24 protein-coding genes are annotated in these 19,318 nt (G+C 36.2%); 18 read left to right on the top strand and 6 right to left on the bottom strand.

Going from position 1 to position 19,318, the window contains the following annotated elements; translation table 11 throughout:
• Positions 1–68: 68 nt before the first annotated feature.
• From AA088_RS17155 to AA088_RS17145, 3 genes are all read right to left on the bottom strand, one after another.
• A complete protein-coding gene (locus AA088_RS17155) occupies positions 69–296 on the bottom strand; it encodes a hypothetical protein (RefSeq protein ID WP_046746275.1) in 228 nt (75 codons plus the stop codon).
• 58 nt (positions 297–354) lie between these two features.
• Positions 355–600, bottom strand: coding sequence for a hypothetical protein (locus AA088_RS17150; protein WP_046746274.1), 246 nt, complete (start codon positions 598–600; stop codon positions 355–357).
• Between the two features lie 118 nt (positions 601–718).
• Positions 719–907, bottom strand: a complete 189-nt coding sequence (locus AA088_RS17145; RefSeq protein ID WP_046746273.1) for a tyrosine-type recombinase/integrase — start codon at positions 905–907, stop codon at positions 719–721.
• 391 nt (positions 908–1,298) lie between these two features.
• Here AA088_RS17145 and AA088_RS17140 point away from each other — a divergent pair, with 391 nt between their 5' ends.
• Entirely contained in the window at positions 1,299–1,496 is a 198-nt protein-coding gene (locus tag AA088_RS17140) for a GldL-related protein (RefSeq protein ID WP_046746272.1), read from the top strand.
• A 1-nt stretch (position 1,497) separates the two neighbouring features.
• Here the strand turns inward: AA088_RS17140 and AA088_RS17135 are convergent, their stop codons facing one another.
• Complete coding sequence (locus tag AA088_RS17135) at positions 1,498–3,246, bottom strand: aromatic amino acid hydroxylase (protein WP_046746271.1); 1,749 nt, start codon at positions 3,244–3,246, stop codon at positions 1,498–1,500.
• 109 nt (positions 3,247–3,355) lie between these two features.
• Here AA088_RS17135 and AA088_RS17130 point away from each other — a divergent pair, with 109 nt between their 5' ends.
• The 17 genes from AA088_RS17130 to AA088_RS17055 all read left to right on the top strand — a co-directional run bounded on the left by AA088_RS17130 (position 3,356) and on the right by AA088_RS17055 (position 17,760).
• Positions 3,356–3,934, top strand: a complete 579-nt coding sequence (locus AA088_RS17130) for a TetR/AcrR family transcriptional regulator (RefSeq protein ID WP_046746270.1) — start codon at positions 3,356–3,358, stop codon at positions 3,932–3,934.
• Positions 3,935–4,057: 123 nt separating this feature from the next.
• Entirely contained in the window at positions 4,058–4,234 is a 177-nt protein-coding gene (locus AA088_RS18505; protein WP_157547335.1) for a hypothetical protein, read from the top strand.
• A gap of 145 nt (positions 4,235–4,379) precedes the next feature.
• Complete coding sequence (gene paaE, locus AA088_RS17125) at positions 4,380–5,453, top strand: 1,2-phenylacetyl-CoA epoxidase subunit PaaE (protein ID WP_046746269.1); 1,074 nt, start codon at positions 4,380–4,382, stop codon at positions 5,451–5,453.
• Positions 5,454–5,706: 253 nt separating this feature from the next.
• On the top strand, positions 5,707–6,681 hold the full coding sequence (paaA, locus tag AA088_RS17120) for a 1,2-phenylacetyl-CoA epoxidase subunit PaaA (RefSeq protein WP_046746268.1): 975 nt from the start codon (positions 5,707–5,709) through the stop codon (positions 6,679–6,681).
• Positions 6,682–6,739: 58 nt separating this feature from the next.
• A complete protein-coding gene (paaB, locus tag AA088_RS17115) occupies positions 6,740–7,024 on the top strand; it encodes a 1,2-phenylacetyl-CoA epoxidase subunit PaaB (RefSeq protein ID WP_046746267.1) in 285 nt (94 codons plus the stop codon).
• A gap of 114 nt (positions 7,025–7,138) precedes the next feature.
• Positions 7,139–7,891, top strand: coding sequence for a 1,2-phenylacetyl-CoA epoxidase subunit PaaC (paaC, locus tag AA088_RS17110; protein WP_046746266.1), 753 nt, complete (start codon positions 7,139–7,141; stop codon positions 7,889–7,891).
• Positions 7,892–7,975: 84 nt separating this feature from the next.
• The gene (paaD, locus tag AA088_RS17105; protein WP_046746265.1) at positions 7,976–8,476 is read left to right on the top strand and encodes a 1,2-phenylacetyl-CoA epoxidase subunit PaaD; all 501 of its coding nucleotides are present in this window, start codon (positions 7,976–7,978) and stop codon (positions 8,474–8,476) included.
• A 67-nt stretch (positions 8,477–8,543) separates the two neighbouring features.
• On the top strand, positions 8,544–9,329 hold the full coding sequence (locus AA088_RS17100; protein WP_046746264.1) for an enoyl-CoA hydratase-related protein: 786 nt from the start codon (positions 8,544–8,546) through the stop codon (positions 9,327–9,329).
• 42 nt (positions 9,330–9,371) lie between these two features.
• The gene (locus tag AA088_RS18500) at positions 9,372–9,521 is read left to right on the top strand and encodes a four helix bundle protein (protein WP_157547333.1); all 150 of its coding nucleotides are present in this window, start codon (positions 9,372–9,374) and stop codon (positions 9,519–9,521) included.
• Positions 9,522–9,694: 173 nt separating this feature from the next.
• Positions 9,695–10,885 carry a 3-hydroxyacyl-CoA dehydrogenase NAD-binding domain-containing protein gene (locus tag AA088_RS17090; protein ID WP_046746263.1) on the top strand — a complete coding sequence of 397 codons (1,191 nt, stop codon included), beginning with the start codon at positions 9,695–9,697 and terminating at the stop codon, positions 10,883–10,885.
• Positions 10,886–10,908: 23 nt separating this feature from the next.
• Entirely contained in the window at positions 10,909–11,286 is a 378-nt protein-coding gene (locus tag AA088_RS17085; protein WP_082106834.1) for a four helix bundle protein, read from the top strand.
• A gap of 20 nt (positions 11,287–11,306) precedes the next feature.
• Positions 11,307–11,720, top strand: coding sequence for a PaaI family thioesterase (locus AA088_RS17080; RefSeq protein ID WP_174442411.1), 414 nt, complete (start codon positions 11,307–11,309; stop codon positions 11,718–11,720).
• Positions 11,721–11,908: 188 nt separating this feature from the next.
• A complete protein-coding gene (gene pcaF, locus AA088_RS17075) occupies positions 11,909–13,120 on the top strand; it encodes a 3-oxoadipyl-CoA thiolase (protein WP_046746262.1) in 1,212 nt (403 codons plus the stop codon).
• Positions 13,121–13,348: 228 nt separating this feature from the next.
• A complete protein-coding gene (gene paaZ, locus AA088_RS17070) occupies positions 13,349–15,841 on the top strand; it encodes a phenylacetic acid degradation bifunctional protein PaaZ (protein ID WP_046746261.1) in 2,493 nt (830 codons plus the stop codon).
• A gap of 126 nt (positions 15,842–15,967) precedes the next feature.
• Entirely contained in the window at positions 15,968–16,258 is a 291-nt protein-coding gene (locus tag AA088_RS17065) for a GIY-YIG nuclease family protein (protein WP_046746260.1), read from the top strand.
• Between the two features lie 82 nt (positions 16,259–16,340).
• On the top strand, positions 16,341–17,093 hold the full coding sequence (locus tag AA088_RS17060) for an enoyl-CoA hydratase/isomerase family protein (RefSeq protein WP_046746259.1): 753 nt from the start codon (positions 16,341–16,343) through the stop codon (positions 17,091–17,093).
• A gap of 67 nt (positions 17,094–17,160) precedes the next feature.
• Complete coding sequence (locus AA088_RS17055; RefSeq protein WP_046746258.1) at positions 17,161–17,760, top strand: acyltransferase; 600 nt, start codon at positions 17,161–17,163, stop codon at positions 17,758–17,760.
• Between the two features lie 5 nt (positions 17,761–17,765).
• Here the strand turns inward: AA088_RS17055 and AA088_RS17050 are convergent, their stop codons facing one another.
• Positions 17,766–18,266, bottom strand: a complete 501-nt coding sequence (locus AA088_RS17050; RefSeq protein ID WP_046746257.1) for a hypothetical protein — start codon at positions 18,264–18,266, stop codon at positions 17,766–17,768.
• An 81-nt stretch (positions 18,267–18,347) separates the two neighbouring features.
• Positions 18,348–19,301: an ATP-grasp domain-containing protein gene (locus AA088_RS17045; RefSeq protein WP_046746256.1), complete on the bottom strand. Its 954-nt coding sequence runs from the start codon at positions 19,299–19,301 to the stop codon at positions 18,348–18,350.
• Positions 19,302–19,318 lie beyond the last annotated feature (17 nt).

Raw genomic sequence — 19,318 nt, 5'->3', positions numbered from 1 at the left:
TCCGCGAGGATTTTCAGAAGTGGGCAAGAACAAGCAATTACTTATAGCCATTGTTGGCGTGTCGTTTTTTATTTTCGTAATTCTTTTTCAGTCATTTCAGGGTTATATCTTTTTCCATCTTTGTCAAAGCTCCAAACATTCGAAACTTCACGTAATTCAGGCAATTCGGTTTCCTCTGATTTAACTTTTTGTTTTATAATTCTGCGAAATTTTCTGTTTGCGTCTTGTTTATTTCCCTTTTCAGACGTTGCAGTTGTAATTCCGTGAATTTTGGTTTTCTTTTTTGACCTACTCATATTTATCCATTTGCGTATTTGTCAATTAATTCGTAAAGTTTTTCCGTAATAGATTCCGCTATTTTGGATTCAAAGACTTCTTTTGGTTTATCCCAATCGTTGCAATAAATGAATATATTTTATAATTCTCCGTGTAAAATCCAACATCTAAAACCGGTCCTTCTTGATAAATATGACTTAATTGTAAAATATCTTCTTTTTTTTCAGCAGTTATTAACCAATTTTCATCAGATGCGAATCCGTTCTGGTCATATTCTATATTCCATTGGTTAATATTACTGGATATTTTGCTGTTTTTAATCATTTACTCGGTTTTATCAAATGCACGCCAACGTATGTATAACAGGAATTCCTGTTATTTCTAGTATAACTAAACCTTTTTATCTATCATAAATTTAGTTATTTTTAAAGCTACACTATTTTCATTCAAAGTCAAAGTCATCTAAAGGATTTTTAATGTTTTCAATACCCGTTTGTGTGATATGTGTATAGATTTCTGTGGTTTTTGAGTTTTGGTGTCCCAATATATATTGAATGTATCGTAAACTTATGCCTTTTTCTAATAAATGCGTTGCAAAGCTATGCTTAGGTGTATGTATGTGACGTAACATTTCTTGAAATACCTACTTTCTTTGTCAAAATACCTTTTCATTTTTTTAAATACTTGATGCATTTCTATAAAAAATCTCTATAATTCTCATGAAAAATTCCTGTTATTGCTCCAAATATGTGGAATATACGGAAGTTGTAAGTAGTTGATTTAAACTTTTAGTAAGCATTAAATATTTTGTATAAACGTCTATATTTGACTTATCTTATTACTCTTTTGTGGCTAGAAAAGCACAAAATTGATTGATTTGCTGGAGTATTTAGAGTATGGAAAAGTATCTAAAATGATAGTTTTTCAATACTCTCGATTTTTAAAACATCTAACAATCAGTTTTTTATCTAGAAAGCTGTATTTTTTATGTAAATTTAAAATTGCACATCAACTCATAGTCTATGAAAGTAAAACACATTATAGCTATTTTTCTTTTAGGAGTTTTTATCACCACAATTGGAGCTTTGTTCAAAATACAACACTGGCCATATGGTTCGGAATTGATAACTTCGGGGTCACTCACAGAAGGCTTGGCATTATTACTAGGGATATGGAAGTTATTTACCACAAAACAATTCAAAGACTTTTTAAATAGCTAACCTAAGCTTGATTGTGTATCAATTCGATTCCATCAGCAATTAAATGTGCAATTTCTGGTCGCTCATTTTGTAAACTTTGTAAGCGTTCTACTATGGTTTCCTGTAAGGAAGAATCATTCGTAGCTACTTCGTATAGCTCTATTAATAAAAGCCAGTCGTTCGCGTGATTGGCAGTGAGCTTGTCAAAAATTGTTGATAAAGAAACACTTCTATCTGTTCCTGTTCTATAGCTGCGAACTTTTGCATATAATACTTCTAGGGCTTTATCTTCATCAGAAGAAGATGTTTTAACGGTTAAAGTATTTGATTTGAAGTGTTGACTATCAAATGAATTGTAGTCTGCAGCTCCAGCGTATGCGGACACAATATTTTTTCCTAACGCAAGATCAAACGTTCCGTATTCTGGCTTAAATAATACACGATCTTTATAAGTAACAGTGCAGTCGGTAAATTGTATCAAAATTAATTTCCCAAAAATATTTCGAATTCCTGTTACGTTTAAGCCTTCTACTTTAATACCGCTTTCATATTCAAAAGAAATACGTTCTCCGTCATAAAAATTATACGCTTTCAAGTCGATAGGACTCATGTCTTCAATTGCTAAATTGATGCCTTTCAGTTTGCCTAATGGCGAACTAAAACCGTGAGGATGAGCTGCTATACCATGTCCAATCAGTTCTTTTTCTCTGTTAGACAATGCAGTTGGTCCTTCCGTACGAAAAAATACAACTTCATTATCTTCATTTGTAATCATTTCAGTAAAAACACCTGAAACTTGCAAGCCCGTACTTAATTCGATTGTTCCAATTCTTTTAGACTCAATTAATTTTCGCAAACCTCTAAAACCGCCTTTTCGCAATGCCATTGTATTTGCAAATTGCTCCAAAACCTGCATTAAATAAGAAAAATCTGGTGTAACATATAATTGTGGTTGAGGTTGTGTAATGTCAAATTCCTGATATGCAGCATCTATTGAATAAGGAAGTTTTTTTACATGGTCAGTCATACACCATTTGCTTTCTCCGATAGATGAAAGTAAGCCCGCACCATATATTTTGGGTTTCTCTACGCTACCAATTAAGCCGTACTCAACTGTCCACCAATGTAAATTTCGAATCATGGCCATTTCCGACAGTTCTACCTTTTTTTCTTGTAATTCGTTAACACGTGCTTCTGCAGAAGCAATCTCAGCATCTGTACTTCCAGGAGCTTCTTTCACTATAGAAAGTTTGCGTACAGCTTCGTACATATCATTATCATGTGATGATAAAATAGCCTTAGCTCCAATTTCGCCAAAGCGACGTAAATACTCTGCATAATCAGGATTGGCAATAATGGGAGCATGTCCTGCAGCTTCGTGAATAATATCTGGAGCAGGTGTGTACATAATATGTTCTAGTTGGCGTATGTCACTAGCAATTACCAATACTTTATATGCTTGGAATTCCATGAAAGCATTTGGAGGAATAAAACCATCTACAGCTACGGCTGCCCAACCAATTTCTTTTAAAATTCGGTTCATGCCGTACATACTAGGAATATCGTTTATGGATATTCCTGTTTTTTTCAAACCTTCCAAATATGATTCATGTGCTACAGAACTTAAATAAGAAACATTCTTTCGCATCACATAGCGCCAAACTGCTTGATTGATAGCAGTGTATTCGTCATAATTTTGAGGTTTGATATACTGCTGTAAATGTGGTGGAAGTCTATCTAGTAGAGGATTTGTTTCAATAAATGAGTTCATCAGCAAAATTTTCACAAAGCTATTAAAACAGAAAATATTCAAACAATAAAATGTAGAAATACAACGTATTTTGTAAAATATGTATCTTCACAAACGATATAAGGAGGATATGATACAGAAACCAGAAACTAGAAAAGAAGAAATTGTTCGTACTGCCGAAATGTTATTCAAGCAAAAAGGGTATAGTGCTGTTACGATGCGAGATATTGCACAAGCAATGGGAATAAAAGCTGCAAGCTTGTATAATCACATTCAATCGAAACAACAAATCCTTTCTAATATCATTATTTCAATCGGTGAACAATTTACACACGGAATGTCTAAAATTGTTGAGGAAACATCTACTACCAGTATTGAAAAATTAGAACAAATTATAGCATTGCATGTGCATATTACTATGGAGAACCCGTCAAAAATGGCAACCATGAACAATGATTGGATGCATCTAGAAGAAAAGAGGGACTATTATTTGTCATTACGGAGAAACTATGAAGAAAGCTTTCGTCAAATCCTAAAAGATGGAATTGAAAAAGGAGAACTCAAAAATGTCAATCCCGAAATTATTCTGTTTTCAATACTATCTACGCTACGTTCCTTATACCTGTGGATTCCTAAAAAAGAGGAACTTAGCAAAAACGAATTACTTGAAAATCTAGGTAAGGTATTGCTTACAGGAGTAGCTGTTTAACAAAGGTAATTCAATACATGAGCAATAGTTTTTACATTCTAAACTCTATTGCAAAACCCTTCATTAATAAGATTTGTCTTACGTACATTTGAAATGTATTAATTTATTTAAATCTTATCATAAATGAAAAAAAAACCTACCAATGATTTGAGGCTAAAAAAACATGTGGTCTCAAATCTTAATGCTATCGTAGCTGGCGGCCCGCCACCACCGCCAGGAAGTAACTCCTGTGTTCAAGAAGAAACATGCTTAACGTATGAAGGAGTTAGTTGTCAGGAAACATGCGACCGTACCTGTTAGTTTTTTTAACTAAATAAGAGGGAAAAAGAGCGTTTTTTAAACGCTCTTTTTTTTATGTAAAGAATTGATAGATACTATTTAACAAAAAATTAGTTGTAAGTCAAACTAACAATTGTTAGTTTTGTGTAAATAAAAGTAAAAATGCATGGCTAAGTTTCATGAAATAGAAGTTGCTGAAGTATATAAAGAAACTTCAGATTGTACTGTGATTACCTTTACTATTCCTGAATCTCTGCAGGAAGAGTTTCAATACAAACAAGGACAATACGTAACGTTACGAAAAATGATTAATGGAGAAGACGTGCGTAGGTCATACTCATTATGCTCTAGTCCAATTGACAAACAATGGAAGGTAGCGGTTAAGCAAATTCCGGGTGGAATTTTTTCTACCTATGCAAATACAGAATTAAAAGCGGGTGATACCCTTCAATTAATGAAGCCAGAAGGGCGATTTTATATAGAAGTAGATCCCAACGGCAAGAAAAATTACATAGCATTTGCAGCAGGAAGTGGAATTACGCCAATGTTGTCTATTATTAAAACACACTTAGAGCTGGAACCTCAAAGCACATTTAAGTTGTTTTATTTGAATCGAACGGTTAAATCTATTATCTTTAAAGAAGAGATAGAGCAGTTGAAAAACAAATACTTAGAACGTTTTAATGTCTTTTATTTTTTAACAAAAGAGCAACGTGATATTGAATTTTTGAACGGACGTTTTACTCCTGAAAAAATACAACTTCTCACCAAAACGTTCATTGATATTGATGACACTGCCGATTGCTTTATTTGTGGGCCAGAAGAAATGATTTTTCTAATTCGTGACGAACTAGAAGCCGCAGGATTACCAAAGGAAAAAATTCATTATGAATTGTTCTTCTCTGGAGGGAAAAAAGCAAACGAAGCACAAATTGCCCATGCGCTTGAGCAAAAAGTAGATGGGACAGAAGTAACAATTGTTGACGGAGGAAAAGAATTCCATTTCGTAATGGAAGATGAATATGATAACATTCTCGATGGAGCATTGGCAGCAGGTGCCGATTTGCCTTTTGCTTGCAAAGGAGGCGTATGTAGTACTTGTAAATGTAAAGTTGTAGAAGGTGCTGTAGAAATGAAAATCAACTATGCATTGATTGAAGAAGAACTAGCAAGTGGATTGGTGCTTTCGTGCCAAGCGGTGCCAACGACCAAAAAGGTTGTAGTCGATTTTGATGTATAGAGATATAACTTGAGCGTTTCCCGTTGGGTCGGGCTTTCGCAACTCGCTCTTGCTTATTATGCTGAACATAATTTCGCAAGGAGCTTAAACAAATTGCTCTATCCCTAACGCAAAGGGACGTTGTAAAGTTCGTAACACTAACAGTTTTTCGGAAAACCGAGAATCTAACAAAAAAACATCTACAAAGAAGTAGAAAAAAACAATAAGCATTCAAAAAATGATTATTGAAATACAATAACTAAAACAAACAGGTATGAAAAATGAATCAGAAAACAATTCAAGCTTGAGTTTGGAAGAGATTTTTGAGCAACGTATTGCCAATGACGAAAAAATTGAACCGAAAGATTGGATGCCTGAAAAATATAGAAAAACTCATATCCGTCAAATCTCTCAACATGCACATTCAGAAATTGTTGGAATGTTGCCAGAAGGCAACTGGATAACGAGAGCTCCTTCATTGCGTAGAAAAGTAGCTTTATTGGCAAAAGTGCAAGATGAAGCGGGACATGGACTGTATTTATATAGTGCTTGTGAAACCTTGGGAGTTTCTCGAGAAGAATTATACGAACAACTACATTCAGGAAAAGCAAAATACTCAAGTATCTTTAATTACCCAACAATTACTTGGGCAGATATGGGAGCAATTGGATGGTTGGTAGATGGAGCTGCAATAATCAATCAAGTTCCATTATGTAATACTTCTTATGGGCCATATGCCCGAGCGATGGTTCGTGTGTGCAAAGAAGAAAGTTTTCACCAACGTCAGGGTTTTGAAATCATGCTAACCTTGTGTAAGGGAACAGAAGTACAAAAACAAATGGCTCAAGATGCGTTAAATCGTTGGTGGTGGCCTGCTTTAATGATGTTAGGACCAACGGATGACGTTTCGGTTCATACGGAACAATCAATGAAATGGAAATTAAAGCGTAAAACAAATGATGAATTACGTCAACAATTTATTGATCAAACTGTACCGCAAGCAGATATTCTTGGATTAACTATTCCAGATCCAGACTTAAAGTGGAATGAAAAAACAGGACACTATGACTTTGGAGAAATAAATTGGGATGAATTTTGGCAAGTAGTCAAAGGACATGGGCCATGCAATAAAGAACGAATGGATGCGCGAGTTGGTGCATGGGAACGTGGAACGTGGGTTCGTGATGCAGCCATGGCGTATGCAGAAAAACAACAAAATAGAAAAGAAAATGCGGCGAAAGCTGTGTAAGCAGGAATTCATATAGAATAAATACTAACTAAAAGATACCACTGTCGTGGACATAGATATGAACAAAAACTGGCCTCTTTGGGAAATATTCGTAAGAAGTAAAAACGGATTAGAACACAGACACTTTGGAAGTTTACATGCTGCAGATGCAGAAATGGCATTAGAAAATGCAAGAGATGTATATACAAGACGAAGTGAAGGTGTAAGCATTTGGGTAGTTGAATCCAAATACATAACGGCTTCCAATCCTGAACATAATGGAGAGTTGTTTGAACCAGCACAAGATAAGGTATATCGTCACCCAACATTTTACGATTTACCAGACGATGTAAAGCACATGTAATTCGTAGTAGTACTCTAACGGTTTACATCTTACATAGTCAAATGTACATTGAACGAAGTTGAGATGTACTTTTGAAATTAACAACAAAATATTCTCGTTTTACGGAGAAAACATATGAAAACAAATCTTTACAACTACATACTTGAACTTGGAGACAACTGTCTGATTGCAGGTCAGCGATTGGGTGAACTTTGCGGTCATGGACCAAGTTTGGAAACTGATATAGCGTGTACAAACATATCTTTGGATTTGTTTGGGCAAACACGCAGCTATTTTCAATATGCGGCAGATGTTAAAGGCGACAATGCTACAGAAGATAGTATTGCTTTTTTACGGTATGAACAACAATATAAAAATGTCTTATTGGTTGAGCAACCTAACCGAGATTTTGCTTACACAGTAGCAAGGCAATATCTTTTTGATGTTTTTCATCTACTATTACTAGAAAAATTACAGTTTAGTCAAGACATGACATTAAGTGCAATTGCTAAAAAATCAATCAAAGAAGTGTCTTATCATGTGCGTTTTTCGGGCGATTGGATTAAACGTTTGGGAGATGGTACGGACGAAAGTCATGAAAAAATGCAAGCGGCAATCAATGACCTTTGGACCTATACAAATGAGCTATTTGAAGTGACTGAAGCGGCAAAATCACTTATTGATGACGGAATTGCGATAGACGCTGCTACGCTAAAAGAATCATATTACGAAAAAGTATCTGCATTGTTGGAAGAAGCTACACTAACGATTCCTGAATCTAAATATTTTCAAAAAGGAGGAAAATCAGGAGTTCATACAGAACATTTAGGCTATCTACTAGCGGATATGCAATATATGCAACGCGCTTATCCAAATATGACATGGTAATACCTTTTGTGTTTCACTCCTATTCATATCCTATAAAGATTCGAAGAACAATAAAGATTTTATAAATCACGATGTAAGTTCAGTATGATTTCGACAAAACAACATATAGATAAAGAACTTATTCCTATCCTGGAAAAAGTATCTGATCCGGAAATTCCGGTGCTATCTATTATGGATATGGGAGTGGTACGTTCTGCAAAATTGATTAAAGGAGTAGTAGAGGTGAGCATCACACCAACATATACTGGTTGTCCTGCAATGGATGTAATAGGTGATGATATTACACAAGCTCTAAAAGAACACGGATACGAAGCTAAAGTTAAACTAATATTAGCTCCGGCGTGGACAACAGACTGGATTACTGAACGCGGGCGAAAAGCATTGCAAGAATATGGAATTGCCCCACCACTAAATCCTGATGCAGATAAAGAAGCTTTGCTAGGAGAAAAAAGAATCGTAAAATGTACCAATTGCGGTTCAACCAATACAAAATTAGTAAGTCAGTTTGGTTCTACAGCGTGTAAAGCATTGTTTAAATGTGATGACTGTCAAGAACCATTTGACTATTTTAAATGTTTAAAATAATGATTCCCGCCAGTACTAAACCTTTCAAAGTAAAAGCGGGAATCTCTGTTTATAATAAAAATGAAATATGAGTGACCAATCTATTACATTAACCATCCAAAATCAAGTAGCATATATCACGCTTAATCGTCCAGAAGTATTCAATAGCTTCAATCGGGAAATGGCATTACGACTGCAAGATACACTTGATCAATGTGAGCAAAATAACGAAGTTCGAGCAATTGTTCTTTCGGGAGAAGGTAAAGCATTTTGTGCTGGACAGGATCTAAAAGAAGTCACGCATCCCGAGCTAAATCCTGGATTCAAAAAAATACTCGAAGAACATTACAATCCTATCATTACGCGAATTCGTTCCATTGAAAAACCTATTATCGGCGCAGTAAATGGTGTTGCCGCTGGTGCGGGAGCAAATATTGCCTTGGCTTGTGATATTGTGGTAGCTCATGAAAAAGTAAGTTTCATCCAGGCATTCAGTAAAATTGGACTTATTCCAGACAGTGCGGGAACGTTTTTCTTGCCACGACTCATCGGTTTTCAAAAAGCATCTGCGTTAATGATGTTGGGCGACAAAGTTTCTGCAGAAGAAGCGGAAAAATTAGGAATGCTATATAAAGTATTGCCATTTGAAACATTCCAAGAAGAAGTAATTATTTTAGCAGAAACACTAGCTAAAATGCCTACAAAAGCCTTAGGATTAACCAAAAAAGTGCTCAACCAATCACTCATAAATGATTTGGAAACTCAACTTGCGTTAGAATCGAAACATCAAATTGAAGCCAGCGAATCGGAAGATTATCGAGAAGGAGTTGTAGCATTTGTTGAAAAACGCAAACCAAACTTTAAAGGAAAATGAGGAACGATTGCTGATTGTTGAATTGTGATGTAAGAACTAACTATGAAGTCAAATCAATTAGAAGACAGACTTATTGAATTCTTTGTAAATGTGATTAATTGTTGTAAAAAAGCAGATGATTCTTTCGCGTCACAGCATTTAGTAAAACAGTTCATTCGTTCAGCTACTTCAGTAGCTTTAAATTATGTTTAAAAGAGTTGCGAGTATAGTAAATATGAAAATTCTAAAAACAAGCACAATTAATTAAAGATAAAGAATAATAAATAGATTAATAGATGAGAATAATCAACTAATCTCAATTTTTGTTGCAAGTATCAAAACAGCTACTTCAAAAATCAAAAATCGTTAATCTACAATCGTTAAATATGAAAAAAATAGGAATCATAGGTTCAGGAACCATGGGAAGCGGAATTGCACAAGTAGCGGCAACTGCTGGATGCATGGTTAAATTATATGATACTCAGCAGTCAGCTCTTAATAAGAGTAAGGATGCTTTAGAAAAAATATTAGCGCGTTTAGTCCAAAAAGGACGTATAGATGAAGCAGAAAAAAACAGAATTCAAGGAAGCATTTCGTATGTCAGTTCACTCAAAGACTTAGGAGATTCCGATATAACTATTGAAGCCATTGTAGAAAATCTGGATGTAAAACAAAAAGTATTTGCAGAGTTAGAAACATATCTTTCTGACGAGGCAATTATAGCATCAAACACGTCTTCGTTATCAATTGCCTCTATAGCTTCGGCATTACAAAAACCAGAGCGCTGTATAGGAATTCACTTTTTCAATCCAGCACCATTAATGAAACTGGTTGAGGTGATTCCTGCCGTTCAAACTTCAAAAAAGGTACTAGATATATCTGTAAACACAATTACGGATTGGAAAAAAGTGGTGGCAGTTGCCAAAGATACACCTGGATTCATTGTGAACAGAGTTGCTCGCCCTTTTTACGGAGAATCGTTACGTATATATGAAGAAGGAATTGCAGACTTTGCTACGATTGACTATGCGCTTAAATCATTAGGAGGTTTTCGAATGGGACCTTTCGAGTTGATGGATTTTATTGGGAATGATGTAAACTATACTGTAACAGAAACCGTATTTACAGCGTTCTATTTTGACCCAAGATACAAACCTTCATTTACACAAAAGCGTTTGTCTGAAGCGGGATATTTGGGAAGAAAAACTGGAAAAGGCTATTACGATTATGATGAAAACGGTCGTTTCATGTCGAGCGCTGACATTGAGCGGAGTCGAAATGCAGAATCACACAGCAGTGAGTTACAAGAACAAATCTTTAATCGCGTCCTAGTCATGCTCATCAATGAAGCAGCAGATGCATTATTTCTAAATATTGCTTCTGCAGAAGACATTGACAATGCAATGACCAAAGGAGTAAATTATCCGAAAGGATTATTAGCGTGGGCAGACGAAAAAGGAATTGACTGGTGCGTGAAAACTCTAGACGAATTATACGACGAATATCGTGAAGATAGATATCGTTGCTCACCGTTATTGCGGAAAATGAATCGTCAAAAAACAACGTTTTTTAACTAGGTATTAGGAATTTGGTAGTAGGTATGAGTGAAATAAGTAAATACAATTTTAAGTTTGAAGATTTAAAAAACTATCAAAAAGCAATGGATTTTGGAGAGCTTATCGATAAAATTGTTAAAAAATTTCCAAATCATGAATTGTATGCTTTGTCATCGCAATTTAGAAGAGCTGCGGACTCTATCGCACTAAATATTGCAGAAGGCTATCCTGGCTCGGACGCTCAATTTATAAAACATCTGAATCATGCTATCTATAGTGCAAACGAATGCGTTAGCTGTAGCACTAAAGCAAGAAAAAGAAACTATATTAATTTTGAGGAAGACGAAGAAAACAGAAAATTACATTCCGAGTTAACTAAAATGATGTCTTCTTTACGAAAAAGGATAAAAGAAAGAAACTAATCCCTAATCCCAAAAAACTAATGCCTATCAAAGGAAAAAAAATACCAACCAAAATGCTAAGCCAAGATCCATTCAGTACATGGCTGGGAATTGAAATTCTAGAATGTGAAATCGGACGCTGCAAAGTTGGATTGACTATCAGAAAAGAAATGCTCAACAGTATGGGGAAGGCGCATGGAGGTATCAGTTACTCGCTGGCAGATACGGCTTTTGGTTTTGCAGCAAATACGCATGGAAAATATGCAGTTTCTATTGAAACGTCCATCAATCATATTGAAGCATTAGAAGAAGGTGATTTTATCACTGCCGAATCGGTCATCGAAAAAGTAAAAAACAAACTAGGGTTCAATATAGTAGAAGTTAAGCGAGGTAACGAACTCATTGCGTTGTTTAAAGGTGTTGTATATCGAACGCAAAAGGACTGGGAAGAATAAAATTGCGAATATAAAACAGCATAATAACGAGTGCTGAAGTTTGAAAATTATAAACTAAATGCCGAAATTTAACCATAAAAGATTAGAACTAATTAATTAAATAAAATATGAATTTAGAATACCTGAAGTTCATTAAAATATAAACTTCATCAATCAGTATTCTTTATTTGACATTCAATATTCAAAAAATGGAATCATACATCATAGACGGAGTTCGAACTCCCATAGGAAAATTCAAAGGGTCATTAGCTACTACACGTGTTGATGATTTAGGCGCATTGGTTATTAAGGAGCTAACTAATCGCAATCCCAACATACCAAAAGATGCTTATGACGATGTCATCTTAGGATGTGCCAATCAAGCAGGGGAAGACAATCGGAATGTAGCGCGTATGTCATCACTGTTGGCAGGGTTACCATACACGGTTCCAGGAGAAACGGTCAATAGACTTTGTAGTTCAGGATTATCCGCTATCATTCACGCCAATCGTGCTATTAAGGCAGGAGATGGTGATGTATTTATTGCTGGCGGTGTAGAAAACATGACGCGCGGGCCGTACGCTATAGCGAAACCATCAAGTGCTTTTGGAACAGACGCTAAAATGTATGACACGAGTTTTGGATGGCGATTCATTAATCAAAAAATGGAAAAAATGTATGGAACGGATGGCATGGGACAAACGGCTGAAAATCTCGTAGAAAAATACAACATCTCTCGCGAAGATCAAGATGCGTTTGCGTACAGAAGTCAAATGAAAGCCAGTCAAGCACAAGCGTCTGGACGATTGGCGAAAGAAATTGTAGCAGTAGCCATTCCACAGCGTAAAAAAGATCCGATCATTTTCTCGGAAGACGAATTTATAAAACCAACGACCACACCAGAAATTTTAGCCAAACTGCGACCAGCTTTCAAAAGTGAAGATGGAAGTGTTACTGCAGGAAATGCCTCTGGACTCAATGATGGTGCAGCAGCAACTATCATTGCCTCCAAAACAGCGGTTGAAAAATACAATCTTAAACCGATAGCACGTATTGTAAGCTCGGCGGTGGTTGGAGTAGAGCCACGCATCATGGGTATCGGACCTGTAAACGCATCCAACAAAGCCCTAGAAAAAGCAGGACTCACAATGGACGACATGGATATCATAGAACTCAACGAAGCCTTTGCAGCGCAAAGTTTGGCATGCATTCGCGAATGGGGATTGGCCGATGATGATGAGCGAATCAATCCAAATGGAGGTGCTATTGCCATTGGTCATCCATTAGGTGTTACCGGAACGCGTATAGCCTATTCGGCGGCACTACAATTGCAGGAAACAGGCAAGCGTTATGCACTTATTACCATGTGTATTGGTGTAGGTCAAGGCTATGCCGCAATTATTGAAAATGTAAATATATAAAGTGATTAGGGCGTTTTCATGAAAGGTACTGAACAACATTGAAATGTGTGCTTTTATGGTGGCTATGTCGCTAGTAGCTTTTTGACAACTGTCATTTTTGCAAAGGCAGGAGTTAATTTTCTAAAAAGCCCAACAAATGCCTGCGTTGAGTGTAATTTAACTGCTTCAACGCTGATGCGAAAAACAAATCAACAAAAAAACCAATAGCTAAAAATAAAAATACAACACATGATTTTACAAAGCTATATTAACGGACAATGGACACAAGGGACTGGTAATGGAACGCCAATGTTTGATGCTGTTACCGGAGAAACTATCGGATTTGCAACTACAGCAGGACTAGATATTCCTGCTGCACTAGAATACGGAAGGACAAAAGGAGGAGAGCAGCTTCGAAAAATGACGTTTCAAGAACGTGGAAACATGCTCAAAAAACTAGCATTATATCTTACCAAACGCAAAGAAGAATTTTATGAAATTAGCTACAAAACAGGTGCGACACGTGTAGATAGCTGGATAGATATAGAAGGCGGATTTGGGAACTTATTTGCGAATGCTTCACTGCGTAAACTATTTCCAAACCAACCATTTCATGTAGAAGGCGATCCAATCGATCTCTCTCGCGGAGGTCGTTTTATGGCGCACCATATTCTAGTGCCAAAACGAGGAGTGGCTGTACATATCAACGCATTCAACTTTCCAGTGTGGGGAATGTTGGAAAAATGTGCGGTTAACTGGATGGCAGGAATGGCAGCAGTGGTTTTGCCAGCGCCGCAAACTGCCTATTTAACCGAAGCTGTGGTTAGAGTTATTATAGATTCAGGAATCTTACCAGAAGGAGCGTTGCAATTGCTAAGCGGGATGACCAAATCAATTTTAGATACGGTTGAATCGCAAGATGTGGTTACATTTACAGGTTCGGCACATACAGGACGTATTTTAAAGGCACATCCAAGACTTACCCAAGAAGCAGTACCATTTACAATGGAAGCAGACTCTTTAAACTGTTCTGTACTTGGTGAAGATGCAGTGCCTGGAACTCCAGAATTTGATTTATTCATCAAAGAAGTTCGTAAAGAAATGACCGTAAAAACAGGTCAAAAATGTACCGCTATCCGTAGAATTGTAGTGCCAGAAAACTTAGTAGAAGATGTGCAAATTGCTTTAAGAAATCAACTTAGTAAAGTCACTATCGGAGACCCGAGACTCAAAGAAGTTCGCATGGGTGCATTGATTAATCAAACACAAGTACAAAGTGTAAAAGATCAAGTATCTAAACTCGCAAAAACAGCTGATATCGTTTATGGAACCTTAGATACGATTGAAGCAGTTGGTGCTGATGGAGAAAAAGGAGCGTTTTTGAGCCCTATCTTACTCAGAGAAAACAATCCATTCAAAAATACAAGTGTACACGAAATTGAAGCCTTCGGACCTGTAAGTACTATTATGCCATATAAAAATATGGACGAAGCTATCCAATTGGCACAAATGGGGAAAGGTTCGCTAGTGTCTTCTATTTTTACGAATGATGATACAATTGCAAGAAAATATGTGGTTGGAGCAGCATCACATCACGGACGTATCTTGGTTGGAAATCGTGATATGGCAAAGCAAAGTACAGGGCATGGCTCACCATTACCGTTATTGGTTCATGGAGGTCCAGGACGTGCTGGTGGCGGCGAAGAAATGGGCGGAATGCGAGGCATCAAACATTATATGCAGCGTTGTGCCATTCAAGGTTCTCCAACTACATTGACGGAAGTAACAGGAATCTATCAGGCGAATGCCAATTACAAAGAAACAGACAAACATCCGTTTGCGTATCATTGGGAAGACATTGAAGCAGGAATGTCCATCAAAACGCACAAACGTACGGTTACCGATACTGATATCATCAACTTTGGAAATTTAACGTGGGATCATTTCTATGCGCATACAGACATTACATCGTTGGATGGAAGTATTTTTGAAAAACGTACGGCACATGGTTACTTTATCATTTCTGCAGCAGCGGGATTATTTGTCTATCCAAACAAAGGGCCAGTTGCGGCAAATTATGGATTGGAAGAATGTCGTTTCTTGCGTCCAATCTATCATAATGATACCATTTATGTGCGATTGACATGTAGAGAAAAAGTAGATCGCGATTCACGAGGAAAAGAATTGCCAAGCGGCATTGTAAAATGGTTTGTGGAAGTATTTGATCAAGAAGATGAATTGGTTGCTGTAGCAACAATTTTAACAATGGTTCAAAAGAAAAATCCATTTGCAACCATCAACAAAAATACAATACAAAACTATCTAGGAAAACTCATGGAAGATGCCAAACCTGCTTGGGGAACAATGAATGCACAACAAATGGTAGAACATTTGGAATATTCCTTGCGTGTGGCTTCTGGAGAAATTCAAGATTTTGAGATTGAAACACCTGAAAAAATATTGGAAAAAGTACACGAAACCTTGTACAATCACAATCCAATGCCGAGAAATTATGATGCGCCAAAGTTATTAGAGAAAGAGCTTTCTAACATGCGTTATGAAAATCTGGCGGAAGCCAAAACGAAATTACTAGAAGCGTATGACGAATTTGAAGCCTATTTCAAAGAACATCCAGAAGCGACTACAAAAAATGCAGTTTTTGGGCATTTGGATAAATTTGAGTGGGATTTGATGAATACCAAGCATTTTAATCACCACTTTGAGCAATTTGGTTTGTTGTAACAAGCCAAATTGCTCAAAGTAATTCTCGAGAAATCGGGAACCTTGTAATGTGAAGTCAAAACGTATTCTAACAAATCGAATTGTTGAAAATAATTTCTTAGAAATTAACAGCAAAAGTTAATCAAAATGCAAATTTACTCCGTTTACATTATCACAAATAAACCAAACGGTGTTCTGTATATTGGAGTTACTAAAGATTTAAAAAGAAGAATCAGGCAGCATAAAAATAAAGTACAACCAACAACATTTTCAGCACGATATAATTTGAGTAGATTGGTGTATTTTGAAAGCTTTGAAACCAAAGATGAAGCACTTTTGAGAGAAAAGCGCATGAAAAAATGGAATCGTGATTGGAAAGTTGAATTGATAGAAAAAGAAAACCCTGATTGTGAAAATTTAGTAGATAAAATAAAATAGAATAAACAAAAACAAAATTCCTATTTTCACGGGAAAATAAGTATAACCCTTAAAAAGATTCCCGCCTTCGCGGGAAATGAATATGACCGATCCATACGTACAACAACACATAGAAAACGGAGTAGCCACTATCGAATTTTTTCATCCAGCACATAACTCGTTGCCTGGTGATATTTTAGCAAAATTAGCACAAACTATTATCGATGCTGGAACGAATGATGAAATTAAAGTGATTATCTTGAAAAGCGGAAGAGATCGAACGTTTTGTGCAGGAGCGAGCTTTAAAGAACTCATCAATATCAACGATGCGGAAACAGGAAAAGTATTCTTCTCTGGTTTTGCGAATGTGATAAACGCCATGCGTAAATGTCCAAAATTCATTATCGGACGCGTACAAGGTAAAACTGTTGGTGGAGGCGTTGGACTCGCTTCAGCCGTAGATTATTGTATGGCGTCTAAATTTGCATCAATCAAACTCAGTGAATTGAATGTTGGAATTGGTCCCTTTGTGGTAGGTCCTGCTGTAGAACGCAAATTAGGATTGAGTGGTATGTCGCAAATTGCCATTGATGCCAATAGTTTTTACGATGCCGAATGGGCAAGAAGCAAAGGTTTGTATATGCAAGTTTTTGAAACCAATGAAGAATTAGACGAAGCAGTAACAGCATTTGCTAATCACTTATGTACCTACAATCCTGAGGCAATGGCAGAAATGAAAAAAGCCTTTTGGACAGGAACAGAAAACTGGGATGAATTGCTAGCAGAACGTGCAGCAATTTCGGGACGATTGGTATTGTCAGAGTTTACCAAAGAAACATTAAAACGATTTAAATAAAAGCTACTAGTAGTGAGAATTGAGATTAGTTCAAAGTTTTCACTACTCATAGCTCAAACTATAAAACATGATCTACGAATTTAAAGGCTATATTCCTGTGGTACACGAAAGCAGTTTTGTACATCCACTAGCGGCGGTGACAGGAAATGTGATTATTGGAAAAGATTGTTACATCGGTCCAGGTGCAGTCATTCGTGGTGATTGGGGAGAAATTATCTTGGAAGATGGCGTGAATGTGCAAGAAAATTGTACTGTTCACATGTTTCCAGGAAAATCAATTGTATTGAAAGAAAGTGCGCACATTGGGCACGGCGCAATCATTCACGGTGCCAATATTGGACGAAATGTGTTGGTCGGAATGAACACGGTAATCATGGATGATGCAGAAATCGGTGACGAAAGTATCATTGGTGCGATGGCGTTTGTCAAGGCGCAAACTGTGATTCCGAGTCGAAGTTTGGTCGTAGGAAATCCTGCAAAAATCATTAAACAAGTAAGTGACGAAATGATTGCTTGGAAAACCAAAGGAACGCAATTGTATCAACAATTACCGAAAGATTGTCATGAAACTTTACGTGAAGTTGAGCCGTTACGTGAAATTCCCAAAGAACGTCCTACACAAGAAGCATTCTATGATACCTTGCGCGATTTTATGGATGAAAAATAAAATGGTTATTCAGTTTTAGTCTTAGTGACTTCATCATACTTTAACTCTACTTTCTTATTTTTACGACCATATTCAACAATAACAGATGTTGGATTTAATCCAACAATTTTCCCTTCTATTAATTTTCCTCTTCTTCTAAAAATAACATTATCACCAATCTTGAGTTCAATTTTAGCGCTAGCATTTGTAGAAACATTAACATTAGTTAGTTGTACGCCCCAAACATCACCAATGACTTTCACTTTTTTACCATTATCTTTTACGTAAATTTTAGCATTTCTCAAAAATTCACCCTCATACTCTTTAGTTAGATTATCTACAGCTTGTTCTAAAGCATCGTCATTTTTTGATTTGGCAATAGCTTCAACATCTCTCTTTAATAAAACATAATTTTGACTATCATCAAGATTTCTATTACTAATAGCTGTTAAATCGCCAATGCGGATATAATTTCCACAAGATACTAGCATGAGTGATACGATTGCAAAGAAGAATACTTTATTCATAATTTTTTACAGTTGATTAATTCTCACATAAAAATATCTGAAAAGAATAAAAAAAAATTACGGTTTCCCTCAAAAGCAATATTATTCTCCCATCATTCGCAATACGGCTTTTTCATAAATCGCTCTGACACGATTGTATTCTTGCGGCTGATTATTTAAAAAATGCTCAATCATTACACCAGAATTAATTTCTAAGACAAAAAATTCTCCAGTAACAGTTTCAATAATATCTACAGAACAAAAGCGAATATTGATTGCTTTAGCAGCTTTGGTAGCAAGTGCTGAAATTATATTATTTTCAATAATCTCTGCTTGAGCTCCTTCTCCCAAATTACTCTTCCAATTAACTTCAACAATTTCATCTTTTTGCGGAATATCACTCAAATTGCGGTCACTTCTATTTGCAAAAGCATAAATTATATTCTGCAGCGTTTCTTCAGAAAACGTATGTTGCAATAGCTCTAAAATAGTAGAAGTGCCAGTGCCTTTAACAAAAGGAATGTTTTTTTGATACAATAACTCAACTTCTCCATCAAGCATTACAGCTCTGTATTCTTTTTTTATCGAATAAAAAGGGGATAAGCAAATACTTCGATACTTAGAAAATAATAAATGTAGCGCTTTTTCTAGCTGTATAACCGACTTTACAACAAATACATCATTTCCGCCAGTTCCATCAATAGGCTTGCAGACAATTTTTTGAGCATTGTCTTGAAAAAACTGTAAAATGTGTTGCCAGTTTCCAGCAATACCTACGTATTTCTCTAGCTCAGGATTTAAAAAAAGACGATGCTGTACTGTAGGAATCTGTGCAGCTTCTAATAAATCTGTTGTAGCACTCTTATCGCCAGCAATCATTTTAGAAGTCGCAGAGTTCAGTTCAAAATTATAGCCAAAAATATGCTTGTGGACATCGTTTTTAGACAACTTCAAAATCCAGTCATACGAAAAAGATTGAATTGTGATTTCATGTTCGTTGGCAATATCGTATACAATACGAACTAAATTTCGTTTACTGTTGGAGATAGTAGGCATGCTGTAAAATTAATGGT

It is taken from the genome of Kordia zhangzhouensis (genome assembly GCF_001005305.1).
GTDB classification, from domain to species: domain Bacteria; phylum Bacteroidota; class Bacteroidia; order Flavobacteriales; family Flavobacteriaceae; genus Kordia; species Kordia zhangzhouensis.
This window is presented reverse-complemented; position numbering and strand designations above follow the sequence as displayed.